We start from the raw sequence: 25965 nt of genomic DNA on the forward strand, positions 1-25965 counted from the left end.
CTCAGGCACCGGCACCGGCGAGCAGCGCGTTGGCGTCCAGGGTCTCGCCGCCCTTGTTCCAGTTGCACGGGCAGAGCTCGTCGGTCTGCAGGGCGTCGAGCACCCGCAGCACCTCGGAGACGTTGCGGCCGACCGAGCCGGCGGTGACCATGGCGAACTGGATCTCGTTGTCCGGGTCGACGATGAAGGTGGCCCGCTGCGCCACGCCGTCCTCGCCGAGCACGCCGCAGTCGGCGGTCAGCTCGCGCTTGATGTCGCTGAGCATCGGGAAGGGCAGCTCACGCAGGTCCGGGTGGTCCTTGCGCCAGGCGTAGTGGACGAACTCGTTGTCCACCGAGACGCCGAGCACCTGGGCGTCGCGGTCGGCGAACTCGCCGTTGAGGCGGCCGAACTCGGCGATCTCGGTCGGGCAGATGAAGGTGAAGTCCTTCGGCCAGAAGAAGACCACCCGCCACTTGCCCTCGTAGGACTTGTGGTTGATGGTCTCGAACGCCTTGTCGGCGTCCAGCGAGACGCAGGCGGTGAGTTCGTACTCAGGGAAGCGGTCACCGACAGTGAGCACGGGTCCTCCTTGGCAAGCGGTTGTCAACGGCGCGAGGCCGGTAACTTGATCGGTTCCAGATACTTCCGCAGCGTTGTTCGCGCCTGGTGGCGGCCGGGTGACTTGTGAAGTCGATCACCAGCGGCGCGGCCCGCCCGGGTCACGGTGATTGATCCGGCATTCGCCACCCTGAGTCACCGTCCCGAGATGTGGATTGTTCCTCCCAAAACCGGGGGTGGGGTGGCAGAGTGGCGATCGTGACCAGCACCGTCCTGATTATTGGCAGCTAGCGCGCCGGCTTCCCCTCCGCCGAGCGCGCAGACCTCCCGCATCCGCGGGGGGTCTTTTTGTTGCTCCCCCGCCCGAGGTCCGTGAGGAAGGCACTCCCATGACGTTCCAGGTGTACGACACGACGCTGCGCGACGGTGCCCAGCGTGAGGGGCTCAGCTACTCGGTGGTCGACAAGCTGGCCGTGGCGCGGCTGCTCGACGAGTTCGGGGTGGGCTTCATCGAGGGCGGGTGGCCGGGCGCGGTGCCGAAGGACACCGAGTTCTTCCGCCGGGCGCGGACCGAGTTGAACCTGCGGCACGCCGTCCTGGTCGCCTTCGGCGCCACCCGCCGGGCCGGGGTGCCGGTGGCGGACGACCCGCAGGTGCGCGGGCTGCTCGACGCCGAGACCCCGGCGGTCGCCCTGGTCGCCAAGGCCGACCTCCGCCACGTCGAGCGGGCGCTGCGCACCACCGGCCCGGAGAACCTGGCGATGATCCGCGACACCGTCGCCCACCTGGTCGCACAGGGCCGGCGGGTCTTCGTCGACGGCGAGCACTTCTTCGACGGCTACCGGCACGACCCGGCGTACGGCGCCGCGGTGGTCGAGACGGCGCTCGCCGCCGGCGCCGAGCGGTTCGTGCTCTGCGACACCAACGGCGGGATGCTGCCGTCCATGGTGACCGCCGCGATCGCCGACCTGAGCGCGCGTACCGGCATCGCCCCGGAGCTGTTCGGCATGCACGCCCAGAACGACACCGCCTGCGCGGTGGCCAACACCGTCGCCGCAGTCGAGGCCGGGGTCCGCCACGTCCAGGGCACCGCCAACGGGTACGGCGAGCGCCCCGGCAACGCCGACATCTTCGCGGTCGTCGCCAACCTCCAGCTCAAGCTCGGGCTGCCCGTCCTACCCGAGGGCTGCCTGGAGCAGATGGTGCGGGTCGCGCACGCCATCGCCGAGATCGCCAACATCGCCCCCGACACCCACCAGGCGTACGCCGGGGCCGCCGCCTTCGCCCACAAGGCCGGGCTGCACGCGAGCGCGATCAAGGTCGACCCGTTGCTCTACAACCACGTGGACCCGTCGGTGGTGGGCAACGACATGCGGATCCTGGTGACCGAGATGGCCGGCCGGGCCAGCGTCGAGCTCAAGAGCCGCGAGCTCGGCCTGGACCTGGCCGGCCATCCCGAGGCGCTGTCGAAGGTCACCAGCCGGGTCAAGGAGCTGGAGGCGGGCGGCTGGTCGTTCGAGGCGGCGGACGCGTCGTTCGAGCTGCTGGTCCGCTCGGAGCTGCCGGACGCCGCGCCGCCCCGGCCGTTCGCGCTGGAGTCCTACCGGGTGCTGGTCGAGCACCGCGAGGACGGCGCGGTGGTCTCCGAGGCGACCGTGAAGATCCGGGTACGCGGCGAGCGGGTGATCGCGACCGCCGAGGGGAACGGCCCGATCAACGCCCTGGACGAGGCGCTGCGGGTCGGCCTGTCCCGGCACTACCCGGAGCTGCGGGACTTCGAGCTGGCCGACTACAAGGTGCGCATCCTGGAGGGCAGCCACGGCACCGGCGCGGTGACCCGGGTGCTGCTGGAGACCGCGGACGGCACCGGCCGCGACTGGACCACCGTCGGCGTGCACCCCAACGTCGTCGAGGCGAGCTGGCACGCCCTGGTCGACGCGCTCACCTACGGCCTGGACCGCGCCCGGGTCTGAGCCCCGCTCCGGTCGACCGGGCGGCGCCGGGCCGGGTCGGGGGTCCGCCGGGGTCAGGCCGCCGGCAGGCGCAGCTCGGCCAGCACCGCGCGGTGGTCGCTGCCGGGCACCGGGTGCACGGCGACGGACCGGACGGCGATCCGCCGGTCGACCAGCACGTGGTCGATGGTGACCGGTGGAATGAGGTCGCCGTCGTACGGGCCCCAGGTGCCGGCGAGCCCCGCCCCGGCGGCGTCGGCCGCGTCGACGTACCCGGTGGCCAGCAGCGCGCGCAGCGGGGCGTGGTCGAGGGTGGCGTTGAAGTCGCCGGCGAGGATGCGCAGCGGCCCGTCCGGGGTGGCCGGGGGCTGCGCCCGCAGGTCGGTGAACCACTCGTCGACCGCGGCGACGGCGTAGGGCGCGGCCGGGTGCGTCGACTCGACCCGCACCGGCGGCGCCCCCGGCACCGCCACGACGGCGTACGCCTGGGTGAACTGGAAGCCGGCGTTGCGCCGGAAGCCACCCTCGGCGAGTGGGAGCCGCGAGTAGAGGGCGGAACCGGTGGTGCCGACCTCCGGGTTGAGTTGCCGGTGGGGCAGCAGCCGGGCCAGGCCCTGCCGGTCGAGCGCGTCGCGGGCCTCGGGGGTGAACTCCTGCACGGCCAGCAGGTCCACCCGGTGGCGGCGCACCAGGTCCACCACCGTCCCCGCGTCGGCGCCGCCCTTGAGCAGGTTGGCGGTGAGCACCCGCAGCACCGGCCCGCCGGCTGACGGCTGGTCGGCGGCGACCGCCCGGGGGGCCACCGCGCCGAGCAGCGCCAGCGCCACCACCGCCGCGGCCACCGCCGGCCCCCGGCGCCGCAGGGCGAGCGCCAGCACCAGCGCCAACAGGCTCCAGCCCGCGACGTACGGGGTGAAGGCGACCGCCTGCACCAGCGGCCCGCGCTCCATCCCGGCGAGGCGGACCAGCGCCCAGGCGGCACCGGGCACGACCGCCAGCCAGCAGAGCAGGGCGCGTACCGGCAGCCGGGTCCGGGCCGGCGGCTCCATGGTGATCATGAGGGCCAGACTAGCGCTCGCGCCCGGGCCGCAGGGTGCCCGGCCCGTTTCATGAATGGTGCAGCCCTCGTCTCTCACAATGACGACAATCATCCGGAAGGAATGTTGAACGCCTCGATCAACTATTGACGCTCGGCTTTTTGCCGTGCTGCCTTCCTCCTGGTTGTGGCGCTACAGCAAAGTGTAGTAACCCCAGCTCAAGGCGGGTAAGAACCGGTGAAGCATCAACGTTTCAGGTGCGGTCGAAAGTGTATTGCTTTCGTCAGCTCGGCTCGTCTGCAACGATCAGCGGGCCCATTCGAAAATGTGGGTCGGCCGTATTTCCACGGTCAGAAAAAGGGCAGGCCTGACATGACCACATTCTTCAGGCGCAAGGCGGCGGCGGTGACGCGCCACCCCGCCCGGCGCCGTCGCCTTCGCCGTCGTCGCCGCCAACGGGACGCTGGTCCAGCACTCCGCCAACGTCGTGTCCATCACGAAGGACGGCCCGGGCCAGTACCAGGTGCTGCTCGACTACGACGTCGTGCTGAAGGCGCACGCGGCGACCCGGCCGCCCGTTCCACCTGATCGTCGCCAACTGAGCGACACCCGAGGCGGTGCCGGTTCCACCCGGGGGTCGGCACCGTCTGGTGTGGAACGCGCGGTCACCGCCCGGCGGCGCCGTAACGGGCGGCTCGTCCCGCTCCGGGCGGGAAAAGGCCTGCCAGGGGGTGATATTCCGACGTTTGCCCGCCCGGTACCCCGGGAAGCAAGCACCGTGACGGACATCTCGGACACCCTGGCCAGCCTGCCCAGCCCGGCCGATCCCGACGCGGCGGCCACCGAGCTGGAACAGACCCTCTTCGAGGTCAGGCGCGTGATCGTCGGGCAGGATCGGCTCGTCGAGCGCCTGCTCACCGCACTGATCGCCGACGGGCACTGCCTGCTGGAGGGCGTACCCGGCGTGGCGAAGACCCTCGCCGCGCAGACCCTCGCCACCGTCGTCGGCGGCACCTTCTCCCGGATCCAGTTCACCCCCGACCTGGTTCCCTCCGACATCGTCGGCACCCGCATCTACCGGGCGTCGAAGGAGAGCTTCGACGTCGAGCTGGGCCCGATCATGGCCAACCTGGTGCTGGCCGACGAGATCAACCGGGCCCCGGCCAAGGTGCAGTCCGCCCTGCTGGAGGCGATGGCCGAGCGTCAGGTCTCCATCGGCGGCCGGAGCTGGCCGGTCCCGGAGCCGTTCCTGGTGCTCGCGACGCAGAACCCGATCGAGTCCGAGGGGGTCTACCAGCTCCCCGAGGCGCAGCGCGACCGGTTCCTCATGAAGATCGTGGTGGACTACCCGAGCGACGCCGACGAGCTGGCCATCCTCTACCGGATGAGCACCGACCGGCCGCGCGCCCACCAGGTGCTCGACCCGGGCCGGCTGCGCGGGCTGCAACAGCGCGCCGAGCACATCTTCGTGCACCACGCGCTCGCCGAGTACGTCGTCCGCCTCATCCTCGCCACCCGCGACCCGGGCCGCTTCGGGCTGCCGGAGATCGCCCCGATGCTGGCGTACGGGGCGAGCCCCCGGGCCACCCTCGGCCTGGTCGCCGCGGCCCGCGCCCAGGCGCTGCTGCGCGGCCGGGAGTACGTGCTGCCGGAGGACGTCCGCGAGCTCGCCGTCGACGTGCTGGCCCACCGGCTGGTGCTCTCCTTCGACGCGGTGGCCGACGGGGTCTCGCCCGAGGCGCTGGTGCACCGGCTGGTGCAGGCGGTGCCCCCGCCCGTGCTGGCCACCGGGCAGCCCGAGCACGCCGCCGCCGACCTGGCTGCCGCATGAGGCGCCGCACCGCCCCGGCGCCCGCCGGACCGGGCCTGGCCGACCTCGCCGGGGACCAGCGGCTGCGCCGGCTGGAACTGACCGTCACCCGCCGGCTGGACGGGCTGCTCCAGGGCCAGCACCGGGGTCTGCTGCCCGGGCCGGGCAGCGAGATCGCCGGCAGCCGGGAGTACCGCCCCGGCGAGGACGAGGTGCGCCGGATGGACTGGGCGGTGACCGCCCGCACCACCGTGCCGCACGTCCGCGAGGTCGACGCCGACCGGGAACTGAGCACCTGGCTGCTGGTGGACGCCAGCCCCAGCATGGAGTTCGGCACCGCCGAGCTGGACAAGCGGGAGCTGTCGGTGGCCGCCGTCGCGGCGATCGGCTTCCTCACCGCAGGCACCGGCAACCGGCTCGGGGCGCAGTTGCTCACCCCGACCGGGCTGCGCCGCTTCCCGGCCCGCAGCGGCCGTACCCATCTGCTGGGCGTGCTCCGCACGCTGCTGGCCGCGCCGCGTACCGGTGACCAGGACGAGCGGGTGGTCCCGCCCGACCCGCCCGACCTGGCGGAGGCGCTCGCGGCCGTGCAGCGGGTCGCCACCCGGCGCGGCCTGGTCGTGGTGGTCTCCGACTTCCTCGACGGCCTGCCCGAGCACCACGACGAGCCCATGCCCTGGGAGCCGGCGCTGCGCCGCCTCGCCGCCCGGCACCAGGTGCTCGCGGTCGAGATCACCGACCCGCGCGAGCTGGAACTGCCCGATGTCGGCCTGATCACCCTCGTCTGCCCGGAGACCGGCCGGCGGCGGGAGGTCTGGACCGGCGACGAGGCGCTGCGCCGACGCTACGCCAGTGCGGCGGCCGCCCAGCGGGAGCAGGTACGCCGGGCGCTGCGCCGGTCCGGCGCCACCCACCTGCCGCTGCGCACCGACCGGGACTGGACCGCCGACGTGGTACGGCACGTGCACGCGCAGCGCCGCCTGGCCGCCGCGCCGGCCGCCGCCCGGGGAGGTGTCGCGTGACCTGGCAGTCGCCCGCCCGGCTCCTGCTGCTGCTCGGTGTGTTCGCGCTGGCCGGTGGCTACCTGCTCGCCCAGCGCCGGCGCAGCCGGTACGCGGTGCGCTTCACCAACCTCCGGCTGCTCGACCGGGTCGCGCCGACCCGGCCGGCCTGGCGGCGGCACGTGCCGGCCGGTCTCTTCCTGGCCATGCTGGCGCTGCTGGTGGTGGGCTTCGCCCGGCCGACGGCCGAGGTACGGGTGCCCCGCGAGCGGGCCACCGTCATGGTCGCCGTCGACGTCTCCACCTCGATGCTCGCCACCGACGTCGAACCGGACCGGCTCGCCGCCGCCAAGCACGCGGCCCGGCGGTTCGTCGACGGCCTGCCCGACGAGTTCAACGTCGGCCTGGTCGCGTTCGCCGGCAGCGCGGCGGTGGTGGTGCCGCCCGGCACCGACCGGGAGGCGCTGCACGAGGGGATCGACCGGCTCGCCGAGGGCATCACCGGAGTGCAGGGCACCGCGATCGGCGAGGCGATCAGCGCCTCGCTCGGCGCGGTCAAGAGCCTGGACTCCACGGCGGCGAAGCAGCCCCCGCCGGCCCGGGTCATCCTGCTCTCCGACGGGGCGAACACCTCCGGCATGGACCCGATGGAGGCCGCCGCCGCGGCCGTCGCGGCCAAGGTGCCGGTGCACACCATCTCCTTCGGCACCCCCGGCGGGTTCGTCGACCGGGGCGGCCGGCCGATCCAGGTGCCGGTCGACGGGCAGACCCTCAAGGCGGTCGCCGAGGACACCGGGGGTGGCTTCCACGAGGCGGGCAACAGCGCGGAACTGCGCAAGGTCTACGAGGACATCGGCTCGTCGGTCGGCTACCGCACCGAACGCCAGGACATCTCCGCCCGGTTCATCGGCCTCGGGCTGATGTTCGCGATGGGCGCCGCGGCCGGGTCGATGCGGTGGTTCTCCCGCCTGCCCTGAGCCCGCCGAAGCGACAGTGAGGAGCGCACGCATGGCAGTGCAGACCGGACTGGGCGAGCCCCGGGGACCGTGGTTCGTCTCGCCCGAGCTGGGGCCGGACGGGCGGCCCCGGCGGGACGTACCGGGGGCGGGGGAGGGCCCGTCGCGGCGGCGCTGGCGCGGCCGGCTGCTGACGGCGGCGGCGGTGGTGGCGCTCTCCACCGTCTCCGGCGCGGCGGCCGGTGGCTGGGTGGCCGGCCGGGACGGCGGTGCGGGGCCCTCGGCGGCGTCCGCCGCGCCGGTCCCGGCCGAGCTGGTGACCGCGGCGCAGAAGACCGTGCCGGGCGTGGTGTCGGTGATGGTCGGCGGCGGCGCCGCCAGTTCGGCGTCCGGCTCCGGGTTCGCCATCGACAACCAGCAGCACATCGTCACCAACGACCACATCCTGGCCAAGGGCGGCGGCGGCGAGGTGACCGTGGAGCTCTCCGACGGCCGCCGGTACGCCGCCGAGGTGGTCGGCCGGGAGCCGGGCAGCGACCTGGCGGTGCTGCGGGTGCCGGCGGTGGCCGGGCTGGCGCCGCTGCCGCTGGCCAAGCCGCGCTCCACCAAGGTCGGTGAGCCGGTGCTGGCGGTCGGTTCGCCGCTCGGCCTGGCCGGGACGGTCACCGCCGGCATCGTCAGCGCCCTCGACCGCCAGGTACGCCTCGGCACCACCCGGCGCAGCGCGGTGCAGACCGACGCCTCGATCAACCCGGGCAACTCGGGAGGGCCGCTGGTCAACGCCCGGGGCGAGGTGGTCGGGGTGAACACCGCGATCGCCACCATCGACGGCAACGGCTCGATCGGCATCGGGTTCGCCATCCCGATCGAGCAGGTGCAGCAGACCGCCGACACCATCATCGGCAAAGGCGGCTAGTCGGGCGCGCCCGGGACGCGGCGGTCGTAACGGTAAAACTGTCGGATTCCTGGCGAGGAACCATCGGGCCATAGAAATATCACGCTGAGTATGGATACTGGCGTGGGTGGAGCTTCCTCTCATAGCGGTCCTGCTGGCGGTGGGACTCTTCATCGGATGGGGCGTGGGCGTGCAGTACGCCCGGGCCAAGCGCGGCTGGACCGACTACAAGGCCGCCAAGAACGCGGTACCGGGCGCCCGGAAGACAGCGTGGCTGCTGGTCCGGGCCGTCACCACCAAGGTCGGCGTCATCGCGCTGCTGCTCGTCGGGGCGGTCGCGTACGCCGCCGTCGGCCCCGACCACGAGCGGGCGGAACCGGCGCCCAGCCCGTCGCCGAGCTCGTCCGCCACCCACGGTGCCCCGAAGGGGCGCTAGCCTCGGGGCGTGGACGACGGACTGCGGGTGACCGACCGGTGGATCGTGCCCGCCGCCGAACTGCGGGAACGGTTCTCCCGCTCGTCCGGGCCGGGCGGGCAGGGGGTCAACACCGCTGACTCCCGGGTGGAGCTGAGCTTCGACCTGGCCGCCTCGCCCAGCCTGCCGCCGGCGCTGCGGGCGCGGGCGCTGGAACGGCTGGCCGGCCGCCTGGTCGACGGGGTGGTGACCATCGCCGCCAGCGAGCACCGCGCCCAGCTCGCCAACCGGGAGGCGGCCCGGGAGCGGCTGACCGCGCTGCTGCGCGAGGCCGTCGCGCCGCCGCCACCGCCCCGACGACCGACCCGCCCGTCGCGCGGCGCCAAGGAACGCCGGCTGGCGGAGAAGAAGCGCCAGTCGCAACGCAAGCGGGACCGCCGGGTCGACGGCGACTGAGCGGGAAATCCGGTGTGCCGGCGGGGGAGCGGTGCCTAGGCTGCCAGCATGTCCACCGACACCCTCGTCACGCTGCACGGTCGTTCGCTGCTCGCCTGCGCCCCCGACGGACCCCGGCTGTGCGGGGGCGGCGACGCGCTGGACGTGATCGGCGAGGCGCTCGGGCAGCGGGCGGAGTTGGTGGTGCTGCCGGTACGGCGGCTCGCCGACGAGTTCTTCACGCTGCGCACCGGGGTGGCCGGCGAGCTGGTGCAGAAGTTCGTCAACTACCGGCTGCCGGTGGTGGTGGTCGGCGACATCTCCGCGCACGTCGCGCGCAGCACCGCCCTGCGGGACTTCGTCACCGAGTCCAACCGGGGTCGCCAGCTCTGGTTCGTCGAGACGATGGCGGAGCTGGAGGACCGGCTGCGCCCGGCGGCGTGAACGGCCGTCGCCCGACCGAATGGCGGGAGGGCGTTGAGCCGCGCCCGGCAGGCGCCGGCGGGTCAGTGCCGCACGGCCTGCCGCAAAGGCGCGGCGCCGAGCGTCTCCGCCGCGATCAGGGCCAGGCACGCCGCCACCAGCAGCGCCAGGGCCAGCAGCGGCCCGACCCCGACGGTCAGCGGGATCAGGGCCAGCAGCGCCAGGGTGGCGGCCGCCCGGATCCGCCGCAGCCCACCGGTGAGCCGCCACCAGAAGAGCTGGTCGGCCAGGAGGAAGAGCACCACGCCGCCGAAGAGGGCGAGGTGCGCGGGCCACCGCAGGGGCGGCGCGGCCGTCAGCAGGCCGTGGGTGCCCAGCACCGACATGGTCGTGCGCAGCCCGAGGGAGACCAGCACGATGCCGGCGATCATCGGCAGATGCAGGTAGCCGTAGCCGATCCGGGCCAGCGTCGTCCGACGCTCGCCCTCGGCCCGGTCCAGGGCGTGCTCCCCGGCCGTCGAGTCGACGTCGAAGTACCACCACCAGAGCGCGGCCAGCAGCGCGGTGCCGAGCGCTGAGGCCACCACGATGCGCAGTGAGATCGGCGTGTACATCACCGCCGCGCCCATCGAGATGACCGCCTCGCCGAGCGCGATGATGACGATCAGGCTGTACCGGTGCGCGCAGTGTGACGCGGACGGGATCCGCCAGGGCGGGGGGAGCAGCGCCACCCCGGCGGACAGGTCGATCGCGATGGCGAGCAGCCAGAGGCCCGCGCGGACGGGGCTGAGCAGCCGGACGTCCCCGACCGGCTCGGGGATCAGCGCGGCGGCGATCAGGAGGGCCAGCGCGGTGAGGGTCGGCACGGCCATCGGCAGCATCCGGCCGCGCAGCGCCGGTTCGACGCGGGTGACCGCCCAGAACGAACCGAGGTGCAACAGCCGGATCACCGTGTAGCAGCCGACGAAGAGCACCGGGCCGGAGAGACCGCCGACCGCGTCGTTGAACGCCTGCGGAATCGCGATCGTGATGACCGCGGTCACCGCGACGGCCAGCAGCATCACCCCCCGCACGGCGGGGGTCTCGGCCCGCACCGTGTTGGACAGCCAGGCGTACGCCGCCCAGGCCCACCACAGCACGATGAGCACCAGCAGCCCGCGCAGCAGTCCCGGCCACGTCGGGTCCTCCGCCATCAAGGCGGCCACCTGAAGGAACGCGTACACGAAGACGAGGTCGAAGAAGAGCTCCTTCGGGGTGACCCCCGGCGGTTCCCGGCCGGCCGGCCCCAGCGCCGCGTGCAGGCGCCGGTGCTTGTGCCGGAAGACCGTCACGTCGCTGAGCGCCATCGCCGCGGTCGCGGCGGCGACCAGCGCCAGCTTGGCCAGCACCGGGGCGCCGGCCGCCAGGGGCGCGGCGGCCACCACCAGCGCGACGCCGAGGATCGGGGACCGGCCGAGCAGGCGCAGGGTACGCAGCTCGAAGGCGATCAGCCCGGCCAGGTAGAGGAGCACGCCCCCGTAGAGGGCGGCCAGCCCGAGAATCGGCGACTTCTCCGACGGCACCCGCAGCTCGCCCAGCGCGTACTTGAGGCCGAGCGACACCAGGATCAGGCCGCCGACCATCGGCAGGTGCAGATAGCTGTACGCGTCCCGGGCGAGCCGGGTCTGCCGGGGGCCCGTGACGTCGTGCAGTGCCTGTTCGGCGGCGAACCGGGCCACGTCGAAGTAGGTCCACCACAGGGTGCCGACCAGCATCACGCTCAGCAGCACGCCGGCGATCACCGGCCAGGTGAGCGGCTGGGCGATGGCGGCGCCCTGGCTCAGGCCCACCGACAGGATGGTCTCGCCGAACGCGATGAGGATGATCAGGCCGTGCCGCTCGGCCCAGTAGGTGATCGAATGGATCCGCCAGCTGCCCACCCCGACCAGCGCGAAGCCGACGTACTCGACCAGGACGGCGCTCACCACCAAAGCGAACCGGATCCACTCCCGGGCGGTGTCGTCGGCCGTGCCGCTCGGCACCAGGGCCGCGGCCAGCAGCAGCATGATCCCGGCGCCGGCGGGCAGCCAGACCCGACGGAACTGCCGCCGCGACCCCGGGTCGGACCAGCGCGCCCAGCTGCCCAGCGCCAGGCCCCCGCCCTGCACGAGGGCGTAGCCGACGGCGAAGACGAGTGGCCCGGACAGGCCGCCCGGCTGGTCGCCGAACGCCTCCCGCACGGTCAGGCTCATCACCAGCAGGGTCGCGCTGACCCCGAAGATCAACCCAGGCACGAAACCGCGGTCCAGCCGGACCGCGCTGCCCAACCAGGCGTACCGGACCCAGCACCACCAGAGCAGCACCAGGATGAGCAGTCCACGGGGCACGCCGGCGGGGTTGAACTGCTCGGAGATGACCCCGGTGACGTTCAGGAAGGCGTACACGAAGATCAGGTCGACGAAGAGCTCCAGGCGGCTGACGCCGTCGCCCTCGCCCGCGAGCTCGATCCGCCCGAAGCCGCCCACCTCATCACTCTGTCAACCGGTGACGGTCCGTGCGGCCGATCCGCCGGCCCGCTCGTCGATGACCCGATCCCGGTCGATCGTCCGATCCCGCACAGCGGTCGGATCGGAGGCGGTCAGGCGACGGTGTCGAGGGCGGTCAGCAGGCGGGAGCGCAGCACGGCGGCCCGCTCGGCGAAGCCGCGCTGGGCGGCGGCGTACTCGGCCCGGCCCTCCGGGGTCTCCACCCGCACCGGCGGGTAGCCGAGCGCGGCCAGGTCGTACGGGCTGGCCCGCATGTCCAGCGCCCGGATCTCCCTGGCCAGCGCGAAGCAGTCCGCCACCAGCTCGGAGGCGACCAGGGGCGAGAGCTTGTACGCCCACTTGTAGAGGTCCATGTTGGCGTGCAGGCAGCCGGGCTGCTCCAGCGCGTGCTGGCTCTCCCGGGTCGGGCTGAGCAGGTTCAACGGCCGGGCCGGCGCGGTGAAGAACCGGTACGCGTCGAAGTGGCTGCACCGTACGCCCCGCTCCTCGACCACCGCGGCGGTGCGCTCCGGGCTCAGCCGCAGCGGCCAGGAGTTGTGCCGCACCTCCTCCTGGGTCTGCCGGTAGACCATCGCCCACTCGTGCATGCCGAAGCAGCCGAGATGGGCCGGCCGGCCGGCGGTCGCGGCCAGCAGGTCGCGGATCCAGGCGATCGACTCGGCGCGCCGGGCGCGTACCCGATCGGTGTCGAGGGTGACCCCGGCGGCGTCGGCGCGGTAGTCCGGGCCGAACTCGGCCGGCTCCGCGTCGCGCAGCACCACCCCCGCGCCCGGGTGCCAGCGGCGCAGCTGGGCCGGCCGGTGCGAGTAGTAGGTGAAGAGGAAGTCCTCGACCGGGTGCCGGCCGCCGCTGCGGCGGCGGGCCAGGTGCGGCGCCAGCCACGCGTCGACCCGGGCGACGTGCGCGGCCCGGCGGGCCCGCCAGTCGGCCGCGTCGAGGGCAGCGGGTGCGAGGGCGGCGGTCACGGACCAAAGGGTACGACCGCCACCCGGCCGCCGGTCAGGGCACGTCCACCCGGACCCCGGCGGAGAAGACCCCGCTGCGCAGCTCCAGCTGCTTCGGCTTCTGCGCCCCGTTGACCGTGAACACCAGCGGCAGCACCACCCGGTTGCCGGCCGCGACCGGCTGGGCGAAGACGTCCCGGCCCAGGTTCGCCAGCCGGGTGGCCGGCTCGTCGGTGCTGACCCAGTTCCCCCCGGGCAGGTAGGCGCGCTGGAGCTGGCCGTGCCACACCTGCTGCTCGGGCGTGACGTTGCGCACCCCGACGGTCGCGTGGCACCGGCGGCCCGTCCCGCCGGCCGGCTCGCAGGCCACCCGGTAGACGGTGAACTCGAACGCGTTCTCCCGCAGCGGCACGCCGACGCTGCCGGTGGCGCCGCGGCCCATCCAGGCGCCGCTGGTCGGCTGCTTGGTGGTGTCGATCGCGGCGACCCGCTGGGTGGCCGTCCACGCCGCGGCGAAGACCACCCCGGCCAGGATCGCCGCGGCCACGCCGACGATCATCCAGACCGGTGGCGTCCGCCGTCGCCCCGACCCGCCCGGCGCGGCCGGGCGCGGGTAGACGGTGCCACCGCCGGGCGCGGCGGCGCCGCCCGCGTACGTGGGATTCCCGACCACCGTCGGGGCCGCGCCGGTCGGCTCGACGCCGCTGCGCCGCCGCCGGGCCCGTTGCCCCCACCACAGGCCACCGCCGGCGATCAGCAGCAGCCCGGCCAGCGCCGCCGCCAGGATCGGCGGCCGTCGCCAGGCCGGGGCCGCCTCCTCCACCCGGGTCGCCGGCGCCGCCGCCGCCTGCCAGGTCGCGGTCGCGCAGTCGTACGGCCGGTTGCCGTCGCTGGTGAACGCGCAGGCCGGTGCGGTCACCGAGGTGCCCGGCGGGGTCGCCGCCAGGGCGGTGTCCAGGGTCGTGGTGCTGCGGGCGGGCAGCCGGAGCCGCCAGGTCACCTCGGCCGTGCCGTTCCCGGCGGACCGGACGGCCCGACCGCCCGCACTGACCGCGGTCGGCGACGCGCCGGCCGGCAGTTCCTGGCGCACGGTGGTGTCGAGCGGGAAGACGCTCTCGTTGCGCAGCTGGATCCGGTACCCCGGCACCGGCGTCCCGGCCGGCGCCACCGTCACGGTGACCGGCTGGGCCGGTCGGGGCGACCCCGGATTCGCGGTGGTGGCCATCCCCGGCGCCGGCATCCCCGGCGGCACCGGGATCACGGCTCCGGTCGCCGCCGCCCCGGGCGCCGCCGGCGGCGCGTGCCCCGCCGGCGCAGGGGTGGCCATCGGTGTGGCCGGACCCGTGGGCAGGGGTGTGGCGGCCGGGCCGCTGGGCGTGGCCGTGGCCGGCGGACTGGCCGGCGTGGTGACCGCCGGTGCCGCTTCGGCCCTGGTCGTGGGCGTCGCCGTCGGCAGCGCCGGTACGGCGGCGAGGATGCCCAGGCCGTTCACGAACACGGCGAGGGCCCTGTGGTGTCGTCTCGATGCAGGCATACGAACCGAACCTCCGGAGCCGACGGTAGGGGCGCGGACACTCCGCCCGGGTACGAAGTGCCGAAGCCCGCCCCGATCACCGGCCGATCGCCTACCCTGCGCCGACTCACCGCGGCCTCCGGCGTCGACGGGGTGCCACCAGGTGGGCGGGAGCTAGATTGGCCAGGTGCGTATCGCTCGTTTTGCTCATGCCAAGGGAATGTCGTTCGGGGTCGTCGAGGGCGAGCCGGGGGTGGGGCCGGAGGGCCTGACCATCGCCGAGATCGAGGGCCACCCGTTCGGTCAGGTCACCTTCTCCGGCGCCCGCTGGGCGCTCTCCGACGTCCGACTGCTCTCGCCGATCCTGCCCAGCAAGGTGGTCTGTGTCGGTCGCAACTACGCCGAGCATGCCGCCGAGCACGGCAGCGAGGTCCCGAAGGAGCCGCTGCTCTTCCTGAAGCCGTCCACGTCGGTGATCGGCCCGCGCGACGCCATCCGGCTGCCCATCTTCTCCAAGCAGGTCGAGCACGAGGCGGAGTTGGCCGTGGTGATCGGTGCTCCGGGCGCCCGCCGCGCCGACCGGGCCGCCGCGGCCAAGGCCATCTTCGGTTACACCTGCGCCAACGACGTGACGGCGCGGGACCTCCAGCGCTCCGACGGGCAGTGGACCCGGGCCAAGGGCTTCGACTCGTTCTGCCCCATCGGCCCCTGGATCACCACCGGACTGGACGTCTCCGACCTGGAGATCCGGTGCGAGGTGGGTCGCAACCCGGACGAGATGGAGGTACGCCAGCTCGGCCGGACGAAGGACATGGTCTTCGACGTACCGGCCCTGGTGTCCTACATCTCGCACGTGATGACGCTGCTGCCCGGCGACGTCGTGCTGACCGGCACGCCGGCGGGGGTTAGCCCGCTCACGGAGGGGGATACGGTCACCGTGCGGATCGAGGGGATCGGCGAGCTCACCAATCCGGTGGTGCCGGTCGCCTGACGCGTCCGACGCCCTGTTTTCGCAGCTCACAGGCGTTTCGGGGGGGTTGGATTTGGCCTGCCGGCGCGGGGAGGGTAAAGTTCATTCCCGGCGCCGCAAGGGGCCAATGGGGTATGGGGTAATTGGCAGCCCGACTGATTCTGGTTCAGTTAGTCTAGGTTCGAGTCCTGGTACCCCAGCGCAACCGCGGATTCGCGAGAATCCCGGACGCTGGATTCTGGCGGAGTTCCGCTCCGTCCCTCCCGAGGGGCGGCAGATGATCTCTGATAGAGTGCAGCTTCCCCACCCGCCAGGGTGGGGAAGCAGGTGAAGTTCTGGCCCCGTCGTCTAGCGGCCCAGGACGCCGCCCTCTCAAGGCGGTAGCGCCGGTTCGAATCCGGTCGGGGCTACAGTGCTGACAGCCCGTTCCACCTCGGTGGGGCGGGCTGTTTCGTGTTCCCCGCTCGCGGCTCTCCCCGCGTCCCGTCCTCCACCGGCGCCCGGCCCTCGCGCGTCCTCACGTGTCGGGCAGGTGGGCCGAGCGGTGTCGCCCCTGTCGGGCCGCCTCCGCCACGGCTCCGGTCGCGAGCCGCCGGACCCCTCGTCGTCGGACGCTGGTGGTGCCGCTAGACTACAGCCGCGCCGCCCACCAGGGCGGTGAAGCAGGAAAAGTGCCTGGCCCCGTCGTCTAGCGGCCCAGGACGCCGCCCTCTCAAGGCGGTAGCGCCGGTTCGAATCCGGTCGGGGCTACACCGCCGAACGGCCCGTCTCGCGACAGCGAGGCGGGCCGTTCGCCATTCCGGGCCGCAGCCCGGCCGGGTGGGTTGCCTGCGGTGGACCGACGCTCGGAGTCGACCCTCAGGAAGCCTCGGCCGGGTGCCGGCGGGCGAGTGCCGGTGGCCAGGTGGCGGCGGGTGGGTGCCGGCGGCCGGCGGCGTCCCACCCGTGTTCGTTCACGACACCAGCTCTACAGCAACCGACCCCTGCCCCGACCCGCCCGACCAGAACCAGATCAATCGAGGTCCCCCCGGCCGCCGGCCTCGGTGATCAAGAGGTTTGCGTCCCGCCGGAGGCGGCGGCGGACGCAAACCTCTTGGTCAACTTTCAGCCCAGGCAGGCCGGGTCCGGGTCGGGCGGCGCTGGCCAGGGGCAGGCCGGCGCCGGGTTGAGCGGAGGCAGGGCCGGGTCGGGCGTGGCGAGTCCGGTGCGGGGTCGGGGGAGGGACCGGTCAGAGGCCGGAGAGGCGCTGGCCGGCTCGGACCACGGCCATGGCGTGGCGTTCGCCGGGGCGGCGGCCCAGGCGCTCGATGGGGCCGGAGATGCTGATGGCGGCGATCACCCGGCCGGTGCGGTCGCGGATCGGGGCCGAGACGCTCGCCACACCCGCCTCCCGCTCGGCGACGCTCTGCGCCCAGCCGCGGCGGCGTACCTCGGCGAGGGTGCGGCCGGTGAACTTGGCGCGGGGCAGCAGCGGCATGACCGCCTCCGGGGGCTCCCAGGCGAGCAGGATCTGCGCCGCGGAACCGGCCGTCATCGGCAGCACCGAGCCGACCGGCACGGTGTCCCGCAGGCCGCTGGCCCGCTCGGCGGCCGCCACGCAGACCCGCTCGTCGGCGCGGCGCAGGTAGAGCTGGGCGCTCTCCCCGGTGGCGTCGCGCAGCGCGGCCAGCAACGGCTCGGCGGCGGTCAGCAGCACGTCGGGGGCGGCGTTGGCCAGCTCGCCGAGCCGGGGCCCCGGACGCCAGCGCCCCTGGGTGTCCCGGACCAGCATGCGGTGGATCTCCAGCGCCTGCGCCAGCCGGTGCGCGGTGGCCCGGGGCAGCTTGGTGCGTTCAACGAGTTCGGCCAGGCTGGCGCCGTCGACACAGGCGGCCAGGATGACCACCGCCTTGTCGAGCACGCCGACACCGCTCATACTGTGTCCCACAAGCCGAAACTTACCTCCCAGAATTTAGGATGTCCAGATGGTGGGAGTCACTCGACCGAGGACCCTGGCCGAGAAGGTCTGGGACGCGCACGTGGTACGGACCGCCGAGGGTGAACCGGACCTGCTCTACATCGACCTGCACCTGTTGCACGAGGTGACCAGCCCGCAGGCGTTCGACGGCCTGCGCCTGGCCGGTCGTCCGGTCCGCCGTCCCGACCTCACGCTCGCGACCGAGGACCACAACACCCCGACCGGGTACGACGACCCGAGTTTCCGGTCCCGCCGCGGTGATCTGCTCACCATCGCGGACCCCACCTCGCGTACGCAGATCGAGACGTTGCGCCGCAACTGCGCCGAGTTCGGGGTGCGGCTGCACCCGCTCGGCGACGAGAACCAGGGCATCGTGCACGTGATCGGCCCCCAGTTGGGCGTCACCCAGCCCGGCATGACCATCGTCTGTGGCGACTCGCACACCGCCACCCACGGTGCCTTCGGTGCGCTCGCCTTCGGCATCGGCACCAGTGAGGTGGAGCACGTGCTGGCCACCCAGACGCTGCCGCAGGCCCGCCCGCGCACCATGGCGGTCACGGTGACCGGCCGGCTCGGCCCCGGCGTCACCGCCAAGGACCTGGTCCTCGCGCTGATCGCCCAGGTGGGCACCGGCGGCGGGCGCGGCCACATCGTGGAGTACCGGGGCGAGGCGATCCGCGCGCTGTCCATGGAGGGGCGGATGACCGTCGCCAACATGTCCATCGAGTGGGGCGCCAAGGCCGGCCTGATCGCGCCGGACGAGACCACGTTCGCGTACCTCAAGGGGCGGCCGAACGCGCCCCGGGGCGCCGACTGGGACGCGGCGGTGGCCTACTGGCGGACCCTGCCCACCGACGAGGGTGCGACCTTCGACGCCGAGGTGACCCTCGACGCCGGCCGGATCACCCCGTTCGTCACCTGGGGCACCAACCCGGGTCAGGGCGCGCCGCTCGGCTCGGCCGTGCCGGCCCCGGAGGACTTCGGCACCGACGTGGAGCGGACCGCCGCCCGCCGGGCCCTGGAGTACATGGCGCTGACCCCGGGCACGCCGCTGCGCGACCTCGCGGTCGACGTGGTCTTCGTCGGCTCCTGCACCAACGGGCGGCTGGAGGACCTCCGCGCCGCCGCCGACGTGCTGCGCGGGCGCAAGGTCGCCGACGGCGTACGCATGCTCGTGGTGCCCGGTTCCGCGGCCGTGCGGGAGGCGGCCGAGGCGGAGGGGCTGGACAAGGTCTTCGCCGACGCGGGCGCCGAGTGGCGTTTCGCCGGCTGCTCCATGTGTCTCGGGATGAACCCCGACACGTTGAAGCCCGGCGAACGCTCGGCCTCGACCTCCAACCGCAACTTCGAGGGCCGCCAGGGCCGGGGAGGGCGCACCCACCTGGTGTCCCCGCCGGTCGCCGCCGCCACCGCCGTGGTCGGCCGGCTCGCCGCCCCCGCCGACCTGTAGAAGGGCAGCCGAGATGGACAAGTTCACCACCCACACCGGCACCGCCGTGCCGCTGCGCCGGTCCAACGTGGACACTGACCAGATCATTCCGGCCGTGTACCTCAAGCGGGTGACCCGGACCGGTTTCGCCGACGGGCTCTTCAGTGCGTGGCGGGAAGATCCGGCATTCGTGCTCAACGATCCGGCCCATTCCGGAGCGTCGATTCTCGTGGCCGGTCCGGAGTTCGGCACCGGATCATCGCGCGAGCACGCCGTCTGGGCGCTGCGCGACTGGGGCTTCCGCGCGGTGATCTCACCGCGATTCGGTGACATCTTCCGGGGCAACGCCCTCAAGGAAGGCCTCCTTCCGGTGGAGCTGGAATTGAAAGCCGTCGAGGAGATCTGGGACCGGGTCGAGTCCGATCCGACCATCGAGGTCACCGTCGACCTGGTCGCCCGTGAGGTCCGGGTCGGCCCGGCGAGCTGGTCGTTCCCCCTGGACGACCACAGCCGCTGGCGGCTGATGGAAGGCTTGGATGACATTGGACTCACCCTTCGGCACGCCGCGGAGATCAGCGCGTACGAGGCGTCCCGGCCGTCGTTCAAGCCCGCCGTGGCATAGCCGTACGCCCGACCGCTCATCGATTTTCGCCCTCACCGGTCCGCCCGGTGGGGGCGAATCCGTTACGACACAAGGGCTTTTTTCCACCGAATGTTTGTGTCCCGGCAGCACAGGGCATACCGTGCGCGCAGAATGGCTCGCGTCGAGTCAGTTGCACAATCGGGAGGAAGTCGTGAACAAGGCCGAGCTCATCGAGGCGCTCGCCGCTCGCCTGGGGGACCGGAAGACGGCGACGGCGGCGCTCGACGCGGTCATCGCCGAGGTCCAGGGGGCGGTAACCAAGGGCGAGAAGGTGGCGATCACCGGATTCGGAGCTTTCGAAAAGCGCGTCCGGGGCGCCCGAACAGCGCGCAACCCACGTACCGGTGAGGCGGTGAAGGTCAAGAAGACATCCGTCCCGACCTTCCGCGCCGGCGCCGGTTTCAAGGAGATGGTGGCCAGCGGCAAGGTGCCGAAGGCCGCCGCGCCGGCGAGGAAGACCACCGCGGCCGCCGCCAAGGCCGCCGGCGCGAAGGCGACGGGGGCCAAGGCGACCGGCGCCAAGGCCGCCGCCGCGAAGAAGACGACCACCACGGCGGCCAAGAAGACCACCGCGACCAAGGCCGCCACCACCAAGAAGGCCGCGCCGGCGAAGAAGACCACCGCCGCGGCCAAGACCGCCGCGGCCAAGAAGGCCGCGCCGGCGAAGAAGACCACCGCCGCCAAGAGCACGGCGGCCAAGAAGACCACGGCGAAGAAGGCCCCGGCGAAGAAGGCCCCGGCGAAGAAGACCGCCGCTCGGCGCTGACCTGCGCACGTACGCCCGTCAGGGGCGCCCACCGCTGAGGTGGGCGCCCCGCACGCCGTTTCCCGCCGGTTGACCCGGGGCCCGCCGGCTGCGCAGAATCGCCGCACCCCCACCGGTCGGCGAGGAGGCCCTCGTGCGCTACCGCCACCGCACCACCGTCGTCACCGCCCTCGGCCTGGTCCTGCTGACCGACGTGCTGCGGGTCTTCCTGCCGTCGGTCATCACCATCTTCGGGCAGGCGGCGTCCACTCCGGCCGAGCTGCTCGGGGCGTTCGCCCTCGGCTGGTTCGTGCTCGCCCTGGCCGTGCCGCCGCTGCTGCGCCGGGTCGGCGTCCGGCCCGTGGCCCTGGTCGCCGCGGTGGTGCTGGCCGGCGCCCGGCTCGCCGTCACCGGCTTCCCCGGCGGGCGGGCCCAGCTCTGGCTCGCCACCGCCGGCCTGGTCGCCGGGCTGTGCTGGCTCACCGCCGTGGCCGCCGGGTCGAACCGGCCGGTACCCGGGCTGGCGCTCGGCCTGGCCGCCGCCGCGGTCCTGCACACCGTCTCCGACACCTACCGCTCGCCCTGGCTGGGCGGTGCGGAGGTCTGGGTGCTGGGCGTCGTGCTGGCCGCGCTCTTCCTGGCCGGACAGGCGCTGCCCGTGCCGCCCGCCGGCGAGGCTGCGGCTCACCCCGGGCCGGGCGTCGGCGGCGCGCGTGGCTGGCTGCTGGTCGGGCCGGCGCTGCTGCTCGCCGGCATGGTGGCGCTCTCCCCGGCGGTGGCCCGCACGGCGATGTCCTACCAGTTCGGGCTGCTGGAGTCGTCGACCGCGCAGGGCTCGGGGGTGGCCGTCGCGCCGCTGTTCGGGCCGCTGCCGGTCGCGGTGGCGGTGGGTGGGTTCCTGCTCGCGGCGCTGACGCCGCCGCGCCGGCCGGCCGGGCGGTGGATCGGCCCGGTGGCCCTGCTCGCCGGGGCCGTCCTGGTGGCCCTGGGGCGGGGTGAGCTGCTGCTGCCGGCCGTCCTGCTCACCGCCGTCGGCCTCGGTGGCTGCCTGGCCCGCTGCGACACCGCCGAGGAGCGGGCGCCGGCGATCCCGGCGACCAGCGTCGAGCCGGTGACCGTGTGGGCCGGCGTCTCGTCGGCGACGGCCGCGACCGGCGTCACGCCGCCGACGGCACCCGCCGGCGTCGCGCCGGCCGTGGAAGACACCGGCGTCGGGCCGTGGGCGGGGGGACCGGGCGACGACGAGGCGGGCGGACTCCAGCGGGAGGGGAGCCGCCGCGGGTACGCCGCGGTCGGCGGGATGCTGGTCTTCGCCGTCGCGGCGGTGCTCCACTACGCCGCCTACGACCTCGGCTACCCCAACGGATGGGTGCCGGTGGCCGTGGCCGTCCTGACGGCTGTCGTCGCGTTGTCCGCCGGGCGCGCGCCGGTGCGTAGCGGGACCGTGCCGGCGCTGTCCGACGGTCCCGTGCCGGCGCGTACCGCGCCGTCGTTGCCGCCGGTGCGGACCGCCGCGTGCGCCACGGCGCTGGCGCTGGTCGCCGCGCTGACCGCCGACGAGACGCTGGTGGCGGGCAACCGCGAGGGACCGCCGGCGACGGTGCGGGTGGCGGCGTACAACATCCGGATGGGCTTCGGCATCGAGGGCCGGTTCGATCCGGACGCCCTGGCCCGCGCCGTCGGCCGGGCCGACGTGGTGGTCCTCAGCGAGGTTGACCGGGGTTGGCTGCTCAACGGCGGCCACGACACCCTCGACCTGCTGGCCGAGCGGCTGGACATGCCGTACGTCTTCGCCCCGGCGGCCGACCCGCTCTGGGGCGACGCGGTGCTGAGCCGGTGGCCGTTGGCGGCGGCGCGTACCCGCCGGCTGCCGGCGGTGGGCGCGCCGACCGGGGCGCAGGCGCTCGGCGTCACCGTCGACCTCGGTGCCGACGTACGCCTCGCGGTGGTGGCCACCCACCTGCAACCGCCGCCCGGGCGGGAGCCGGTGGTCCAGGCCCGCGCGGTGGCCGCGTTCGCCCTGGGGTACGCCGCCGGCCGGCCCCTGGTGGTGGCCGGCGACCTGAACACCGAACCCGGTGCTCCCGGCTTCGCGGAGTTCACCCGCGCCGGCCTGGTGGACGCGCTGGCGGCGGCCCGGCCGTTGCCGACCAGCCCGGCCGACGACCCGCGCGAGCAGATCGACCACGTCCTCGTCTCGCCCGGCCTCACCGGCGCCGACGTCGTCGCGCCGCGCGGCACCGCCAGCGACCACCTGCCGGTCGCGGTGACCCTGACCCTGCCGCGGGCCTGACCCGGCGGAGCGCCGCGGATCCCGCCGGTCTCAGAGCCGGTCGGCGGCGACCAGCCGGTCGGCGGCGAAGGCGAGCAGCCAGCCGCCGCCCTTCGGGGTGGTGAAGTCGTCGGCCCGTCCGGTCAGCCGCTCCAGCGCGCCCGGGATCACCTTGCCCTGGCTGCACACCGCGACCGGTTCGCCGGCGGCGGCCAGCTCCGCCAGCCGGCCGGCGGTCGCCAGCGCGCACTCGTCGCCGAGCTGGCCCGGCCGCGGCTCGTCCAGGTCGCCGTCCACCTCGATCGGCAGGTCGAGCAGGGCGGCCGCCGGGTCGAGGGTCTGCACGCAGCGGCGCGCCGAGGCGGACAGCAGCCTGGTGGGGCGGATCAGCGCCACCAGCGGCGCCAGCCGCTCGGCCTGCGCCCGGCCGGTCACGTCCAGCGGGCGCCCGTCGTCCGGGCCGGACCAGGTGGCGCGCTTGCCGGCGCGGCCGTGCCGGACCAGCGCGATCGTCGCGGTGACCCGGGGCAACGCGGCGAACGCGGCCAGCACCTCCGCGTCGTGCGGGTAGCTGACCAGCCGGATCGCGTCGTCGACGGGGAGCCAGCGGACGTCGTCGACCTCGGTGCCGGGCTGGAAGCCGCCCTCGCCCACCGCCCGCATCGACCAGTAGTCCACCGTCTTCGGCCGGCCCTCGCTGCGATACCGCACGGTGGGGAGCCGGACCTGCGGCACGGCCCGTACGTCGGTCTCCTCGGCCACCTCACGGACGGCGGCCAGCAGTGGGTGCTCGCCGGGCTCCAGCTTGCCCTTCGGCAGCGACCAGTCGCCGTAGCGGGGCCGGTGCACCAGACAGACCTGGAGGCTCCCGTCGGCGTCCGGCTGCCAGGCCACTCCACCGGCCGCCCGGATGTCGACCGGTTGCTCCTGCGCCATCCGATCACCCTACGTCCGGGCGACCCGCCGCACGGGCCGCTCAGCTTCGTCCGGCGGCACCTCACCGCGCCGCCCGGACCCGGTACGGCGGGCGATGGCGGTCGCCGTACCGGGTCAGCCGGCGGTGCCGCCCACCCGGCGCAGCAGCAGCTCCTGCAGGTCCGTCAGCGGCTCCTCCGGGGAGCCGGCGCGGCGGGTCCAGGTGCCGTCGCCGGCCAGCTCGAAAGAGTCCACCTCGGGGCTGAACGCGGCGGTCAGCACGTGGTCGAGTTCGGCCCGGGCGACCGGGTCGCTGACCTGCACCAGGGCCTCCACCCGCCGGTCCAGGTTGCGGTGCATCAGGTCGGCCGAGCCCATCCAGAACTCCGCGTCGCCGTTGTTGCCGAACCGGAAGATCCGCGAGTGCTCCAGGAACCGGCCGAGGATCGAGCGGACCCGGATGTTGTCCGACAGCCCCGGCACCCCCGGCCGCAGCGTGCACATGCCCCGGATCAGCAGGTCGACGTGGACGCCGGCCCGGGACGCCCGGTAGAGCGCGTCGGTGATCTCCTCGTCGACCAGCGCGTTCACCTTGAACTGCACCAGCCCCGGCATGCCGAGGCGGACGTGGTCGATCTCCCGCTCGATCCGCTCGATCAGGCCGCTGCGGATGCCCTGCGGCGCCACCAGCAGCCGCCGGTACGCGGTCTGCCGGCTGTAGCCGGTGAGCACGTTGAACAGGTCGGTCAGGTCGGCGCCGATCTCCGGGTCGGCGGTGAGCACGCCGAAGTCCTCGTAGAGCCGGGCGGTCTTCGGGTGGTAGTTGCCGGTGCCGATGTGGCAGTAGCGCCGGATCTGGTTGCCCTCCTGGCGTACCACCAGGGCGGTCTTGCAGTGCGTCTTGAGCCCGACCAGGCCGTAGACGACGTGGCAGCCGGCCCGTTCCAGGGTGCGCGCCCAGCCGATGTTGGCCACCTCGTCGAAGCGCGCCTTCACCTCCACCAGCACCACCACCTGCTTGCCGGCGGCGGCCGCGTCGACCAGCGCGTCGACGATGGGGGAGTCGCCGCTGGTGCGGTAGAGGGTCTGCTTGATGGCGAGCACGTTCGGGTCAGCGGCGGCCTGCTCGATGAAGCGCTGCACGCTGGTGGCGAACGAGTGGTACGGGTGGTGCACCAGCACGTCCCCGTCGCGCAGGGTGGCGAAGACGCTGCGCGGCACCTCGCCCTCGGCGAGCCGAGGGTGAGTGGCCGGCACGAACGGCGGGTCCTTCAGGTCGGGGCGGTCGGCCTCGCCGTAGAGCTGCCAGAGCGATGAGAGGTCCAGCAGCCCGGGCACCCGGAGCACGTCCTGGGCGTCCATGTCCAGTTCCCGGACGAGCAGCTCCAGCATGTGGTCGGAGATGCTGGCGGCGACCTCCAGGCGTACCGGCGGGCCGAAGCGGCGCCGGGCCAGTTCCCGCTCCAGCGCCTGGAGCAGGTCCTCGTCGCGGTCCTCGTCGACCTCCACCTCGGCGTTGCGGGTGACCCGGAACAGGTGGCACTCGACCACCTGCATGCCGGAGAAGAGCTGCCCCAGGTGCACCGAGATGAGTTCCTCCACCGGCAGCATCCGCAGCCCGGGCTGGTCCCGGGCGACCCGGACGAAGCGCGGCACGTTGTTGGGCACCTTCACCCGGGCGAACAGCTCGGAGCCGCCGTCCGGGTCGCGGACCGCCACCGCCAGGTTCAGCGACCGGCCGGAGATGTACGGGAACGGGTGCGCCGGGTCGACGGCGAGCGGGGTGAGCACCGGGAAGATGTGCTCGCGGAAGTAGGTGCGCAGCCGTTCCCGCTCGGCGTCGTCCAGCTCCGCCCAGCGCAGGATCCGGACGTCCTCGGCGGCCAGTCCGGGCAGCACGTCGTCGACGAAGCAGGCGGCGTGCCGGCCGACCAGTTCGGCGGTCTTCTCGGTGATCAGCTCCAGCTGGGTGCGCAGCGGCAGCCGGTCGCCGCCGCGTACCGGCAGGCCGGCGGAGAGGCGGCGCTTCAACCCGGCCACCCGCACCATGAAGAACTCGTCCAGGTTGCTGGCGAAGATGGCCAGGAACTTGGCCCGCTCCAACAGCGGGGTGCGCGGGTCCTCGGCGAGCGCCAGCACCCGCGCGTTGAAGTCCAGCCAGGAGAGCTCCCGGTTGAGGAAGCGGTCCTCGGGCAGCGGCGCGACGGCCGGCGGCTCGCCGTCCGGACCGGTCGGCGGGGTGGGCCGCTCGCCCGGGTCGAGCACCTCCTCCAGCCCGGCGGAGGCCCCGGCGGCGCTGGCGCCGGGGGAGTCGGGCGTGGTGGCGGCGGTCTCCTCGGGAGCGCGGGTGCCGCCGCGGCGGCGGGCGCCGTTGCGGGGGCCGGTCGGGTCGGCGGCGTGGGGCGGGCGGGCGGGGTGCTCGCGAGGGGTGCTCACCCGCTCATAATCACCCGATCCGGGTTAACGCAAAATGAACTCGGGCGGGTCGGGTCAGGCCATCGTCGGCAATGTCACCCGGACGACCTCGCCGTCCGGACCGAGGTCCACCCGCAGCCGCTGCCCGAGGCGGAGCAGCCGCAGCCCCGAGG

General features: G+C 74.0%; 21 protein-coding genes and 3 tRNA genes. 16 read left to right on the plus strand and 8 right to left on the minus strand.

Translation table 11 applies throughout. From position 1 onward, the window contains the following. Window position 1 precedes the first annotated feature (1 nt). A complete protein-coding gene (locus V6U89_RS01505) occupies window positions 2-562 on the minus strand; it encodes a peroxiredoxin (protein ID WP_238450507.1) in 561 nt (186 codons plus the stop codon). 367 nt (window positions 563-929) lie between these two features. On the opposite strand from V6U89_RS01505, the gene cimA reads away from it, so the two are divergent. After that, window positions 930-2513 carry a citramalate synthase gene (gene cimA / locus V6U89_RS01510; RefSeq protein ID WP_334568757.1) on the plus strand — a complete coding sequence of 528 codons (1584 nt, stop codon included), beginning with the start codon at window positions 930-932 and terminating at the stop codon, window positions 2511-2513. Between the two features lie 53 nt (window positions 2514-2566). Here cimA and V6U89_RS01515 read toward each other — a convergent pair whose 3' ends face one another. Further along, window positions 2567-3550 carry an endonuclease/exonuclease/phosphatase family protein gene (locus V6U89_RS01515; protein WP_442933844.1) on the minus strand — a complete coding sequence of 328 codons (984 nt, stop codon included), beginning with the start codon at window positions 3548-3550 and terminating at the stop codon, window positions 2567-2569. A 757-nt stretch (window positions 3551-4307) separates the two neighbouring features. On the opposite strand from V6U89_RS01515, the gene V6U89_RS01520 reads away from it, so the two are divergent. The 7 genes from V6U89_RS01520 (at window position 4308) to V6U89_RS01550 (ending at window position 9485) form a co-directional block, all read left to right on the plus strand. Next, on the plus strand, window positions 4308-5360 hold the full coding sequence (locus V6U89_RS01520) for an AAA family ATPase (RefSeq protein WP_334568758.1): 1053 nt from the start codon (window positions 4308-4310) through the stop codon (window positions 5358-5360). Continuing rightward, a complete protein-coding gene (locus tag V6U89_RS01525) occupies window positions 5357-6361 on the plus strand; it encodes a DUF58 domain-containing protein (protein WP_334568760.1) in 1005 nt (334 codons plus the stop codon). Before V6U89_RS01520 ends, V6U89_RS01525 begins: the two co-directional genes overlap by 4 nt. Continuing rightward, a complete protein-coding gene (locus tag V6U89_RS01530) occupies window positions 6358-7317 on the plus strand; it encodes a VWA domain-containing protein (RefSeq protein ID WP_334568761.1) in 960 nt (319 codons plus the stop codon). The genes V6U89_RS01525 and V6U89_RS01530 overlap by 4 nt, the downstream gene beginning before the upstream one ends. Before the next feature lie 31 nt (window positions 7318-7348). Then, the gene (locus V6U89_RS01535; protein ID WP_334568762.1) at window positions 7349-8212 is read left to right on the plus strand and encodes a S1C family serine protease; all 864 of its coding nucleotides are present in this window, start codon (window positions 7349-7351) and stop codon (window positions 8210-8212) included. A 106-nt stretch (window positions 8213-8318) separates the two neighbouring features. Further along, window positions 8319-8627 (plus strand): hypothetical protein, encoded by a 309-nt coding sequence (locus V6U89_RS01540; RefSeq protein WP_088963559.1) that lies wholly within the window; start codon window positions 8319-8321, stop codon window positions 8625-8627. Window positions 8628-8636: 9 nt separating this feature from the next. Next, window positions 8637-9062, plus strand: coding sequence for an alternative ribosome rescue aminoacyl-tRNA hydrolase ArfB (gene arfB, locus V6U89_RS01545; RefSeq protein WP_334568763.1), 426 nt, complete (start codon window positions 8637-8639; stop codon window positions 9060-9062). 48 nt (window positions 9063-9110) lie between these two features. Then, the gene (locus V6U89_RS01550) at window positions 9111-9485 is read left to right on the plus strand and encodes a DUF4180 domain-containing protein (RefSeq protein ID WP_334568764.1); all 375 of its coding nucleotides are present in this window, start codon (window positions 9111-9113) and stop codon (window positions 9483-9485) included. Between the two features lie 62 nt (window positions 9486-9547). Here the strand turns inward: V6U89_RS01550 and V6U89_RS01555 are convergent, their stop codons facing one another. The 3 genes from V6U89_RS01555 to V6U89_RS01565 all read right to left on the minus strand — a co-directional run bounded on the left by V6U89_RS01555 (window position 9548) and on the right by V6U89_RS01565 (window position 14467). After that, window positions 9548-11968 (minus strand): low temperature requirement protein A, encoded by a 2421-nt coding sequence (locus V6U89_RS01555; RefSeq protein WP_334568765.1) that lies wholly within the window; start codon window positions 11966-11968, stop codon window positions 9548-9550. 113 nt (window positions 11969-12081) lie between these two features. Beyond that, window positions 12082-12954, minus strand: coding sequence for a 3-methyladenine DNA glycosylase (locus tag V6U89_RS01560; protein ID WP_334568766.1), 873 nt, complete (start codon window positions 12952-12954; stop codon window positions 12082-12084). A gap of 34 nt (window positions 12955-12988) precedes the next feature. Beyond that, on the minus strand, window positions 12989-14467 hold the full coding sequence (locus V6U89_RS01565) for a hypothetical protein (RefSeq protein WP_334568767.1): 1479 nt from the start codon (window positions 14465-14467) through the stop codon (window positions 12989-12991). Window positions 14468-14633: 166 nt separating this feature from the next. Here V6U89_RS01565 and V6U89_RS01570 point away from each other — a divergent pair, with 166 nt between their 5' ends. From V6U89_RS01570 to V6U89_RS01585, 4 genes are all read left to right on the plus strand, one after another. Next, entirely contained in the window at window positions 14634-15437 is an 804-nt protein-coding gene (locus V6U89_RS01570) for a fumarylacetoacetate hydrolase family protein (RefSeq protein ID WP_154943356.1), read from the plus strand. A gap of 107 nt (window positions 15438-15544) precedes the next feature. After that, window positions 15545-15616, plus strand: a tRNA-Gln gene (locus V6U89_RS01575). 137 nt (window positions 15617-15753) lie between these two features. Continuing rightward, window positions 15754-15826: transfer RNA gene (locus V6U89_RS01580), tRNA-Glu, on the plus strand. Between the two features lie 267 nt (window positions 15827-16093). After that, a tRNA-Glu gene (locus V6U89_RS01585) sits at window positions 16094-16166 on the plus strand. A 478-nt stretch (window positions 16167-16644) separates the two neighbouring features. Here V6U89_RS01585 and V6U89_RS01590 read toward each other — a convergent pair. Continuing rightward, the gene (locus V6U89_RS01590; protein ID WP_088963553.1) at window positions 16645-17331 is read right to left on the minus strand and encodes an IclR family transcriptional regulator; all 687 of its coding nucleotides are present in this window, start codon (window positions 17329-17331) and stop codon (window positions 16645-16647) included. A gap of 49 nt (window positions 17332-17380) precedes the next feature. Between V6U89_RS01590 and leuC the strand changes: the two genes are divergently transcribed. From leuC to V6U89_RS01610, 4 genes are all read left to right on the plus strand, one after another. Beyond that, a complete protein-coding gene (gene leuC / locus V6U89_RS01595) occupies window positions 17381-18823 on the plus strand; it encodes a 3-isopropylmalate dehydratase large subunit (RefSeq protein ID WP_334568769.1) in 1443 nt (480 codons plus the stop codon). Window positions 18824-18836: 13 nt separating this feature from the next. After that, window positions 18837-19424, plus strand: a complete 588-nt coding sequence (gene leuD / locus V6U89_RS01600) for a 3-isopropylmalate dehydratase small subunit (protein WP_334568770.1) — start codon at window positions 18837-18839, stop codon at window positions 19422-19424. Between the two features lie 172 nt (window positions 19425-19596). Next, window positions 19597-20211 carry an HU family DNA-binding protein gene (locus V6U89_RS01605; RefSeq protein WP_334568771.1) on the plus strand — a complete coding sequence of 205 codons (615 nt, stop codon included), beginning with the start codon at window positions 19597-19599 and terminating at the stop codon, window positions 20209-20211. 133 nt (window positions 20212-20344) lie between these two features. Further along, on the plus strand, window positions 20345-22483 hold the full coding sequence (locus tag V6U89_RS01610; protein ID WP_334568772.1) for an endonuclease/exonuclease/phosphatase family protein: 2139 nt from the start codon (window positions 20345-20347) through the stop codon (window positions 22481-22483). 30 nt (window positions 22484-22513) lie between these two features. On the opposite strand, the gene V6U89_RS01615 is transcribed toward V6U89_RS01610, so the two are convergent. Next, on the minus strand, window positions 22514-23398 hold the full coding sequence (locus V6U89_RS01615) for an NUDIX hydrolase (protein WP_334568773.1): 885 nt from the start codon (window positions 23396-23398) through the stop codon (window positions 22514-22516). A gap of 114 nt (window positions 23399-23512) precedes the next feature. Beyond that, window positions 23513-25651 (minus strand): RNA degradosome polyphosphate kinase, encoded by a 2139-nt coding sequence (locus V6U89_RS01620; protein WP_442933851.1) that lies wholly within the window; start codon window positions 25649-25651, stop codon window positions 23513-23515. Window positions 25652-25965 lie beyond the last annotated feature (314 nt).

The sequence above is a fragment of the Micromonospora sp. CPCC 206171 genome (genome assembly GCF_036906755.1).
GTDB classification, from domain to species: Bacteria; Actinomycetota; Actinomycetes; order Mycobacteriales; family Micromonosporaceae; genus Micromonospora; species Micromonospora purpureochromogenes.